The organism is Streptomyces sp. AC558_RSS880 (assembly GCF_019049255.1).
In the GTDB taxonomy this organism is placed as follows: domain Bacteria; phylum Actinomycetota; class Actinomycetes; order Streptomycetales; family Streptomycetaceae; genus Streptomyces.
In genome coordinates this window covers 1-1,511 of sequence record NZ_JAGMUJ010000151.1, presented here as the reverse complement: position 1 = coordinate 1,511, position 1,511 = coordinate 1, and the positions used below count along the sequence as shown (strand labels likewise).

Here is a 1,511-nt window from a genome sequence, read left to right as displayed (position 1 = left end):
CTCCCCCTCCCCCACACCCGCCGCCTCCTCACCGAACTGACCCGCTCCTGCCTCCTGGAACAACCCCAGCCCGGCCGGTTCGCCCTGCACGACCTGCTACGCGGCTACGCCACCGAACTCACCCACACCCACGACACCACCGATCAACGCCACCACGCCACCCTCCGGGTCCTGGACCACTACCTGTTCACCGCCCACAAGGCCAACCGGCTGCTCAAGCAGGACTCGGAGCCCGAGCGCGACTTCGGCTCCCCGTGTGCGGGCGTCACCCCGGAGGACCTCACCACCGTGGAACAGGCGGACCGCTGGCTCACCGCCGAACACCGGGTGCTCGGCGGCCTGCTGCACACCGCCGTCGGCCAGAAACTGGACCGCCGGATCACCGGGCTGTCCTGGGCGCTGAAGGAGCACCTGAACCGCCGGGAGTACTGGCCCGAGGCGATCACCGCGCTGACCCCCGCCCTGGAAGTGGCCCGGCGCCGGGGCGACCGCCTGGAGGAAGGCCGCTGCCTGCGCCACATCGGCAGCGTCTACGGCTACCTCGGCCACCAGGAACAGTCCCTGGACCACTTTCGACGCGCCACCACGCTCTTCGAGGAGATCGACGCGGTCGGTGAACAGGCCCGCGCCCAGTACGGCATGGCGTGTGCGCTCTATCTGTTCGGCCGGATCCAGGAGGCCGTGGCGTTCTCCGAGCGAGGACTCGCGCTGTCCCGGGCGACGGGAGACGAGCTGTGGACGGCCGAGTGCCTCGTCGAGCTCGCCTGGTTCCACTCCAACCTGGGGCAGCTGGAGAGGAGCCTCGTGTACAGCGAGGAGGCCCTCGCCCTGTTCCAGCGCCTGGACGTGCTGTGGCAGCAGGCTCAGGGTCGGGACGTCCTGGGCTACACCCTCCGTATGCTCGGCCGGTACGAGGAGTCGGTGGCCACCTACCAGCGGGCGATGCACGCGTTCGCGGAACTGGGGGACCACAGGAACGCCGTCGGCGTGCTGATGCGGCTGGGCGACACCCGCCTGGCCATGGGCGACCGGGAGGCCGCCCGGGCCGACTGGGTCGGCGCGCTCGCCTATGCCGAACAACGGGCGCTGTCCCGCAGCGTCCAGGAGGTCCGGGACCGACTCGCCGCCCTGGCCGCCGAAACCGACCCCGCGCCCGTCGCGCCGGAGAGGGCCATCGGCAACCACCGGCTCCCCACTCCGGCGAACGGTGATCCTGGGCGCGAGCTCCAGGCATCAGGGCGGGGTTAGCACGTCCTCGGCCGCGCCAGGTCACCGGCCGGGGGCGCTGTCACGTTGGCTGAGCGGGTGGGATGATCTTCGGGGTGATCGTGGTGGAGGGGGTCCGTCCATGGAGGTCACGTCGCCGTCGTACAAGGGGCACCGGTACCCGGTCGAAGTGATCTCCCACTGCGGGTGGCTGTACTTCCGCTTCCCGTTGTCCTACCGCGAGGTCGAGGAACTGATGCTCGAGCGCGGCGTGATCGTCTCGTACGAGACCGTGCGACGGTGGT

The 1,511-nt window shown here is 70.5% G+C and carries 1 protein-coding gene and 1 pseudogene; both read left to right on the top strand.

The window, feature by feature from the left end; all coding sequences use genetic code 11:
- Positions 1-1,248, top strand: a 1,248-nt coding sequence (locus KUM38_RS35105; protein WP_217135674.1) for a tetratricopeptide repeat protein, incomplete at its 5' end; no start/stop codon positions are given.
- A gap of 100 nt (positions 1,249-1,348) precedes the next feature.
- A pseudogene (locus tag KUM38_RS42520) lies at positions 1,349-1,511 on the top strand (IS6 family transposase); the annotation flags it as partial.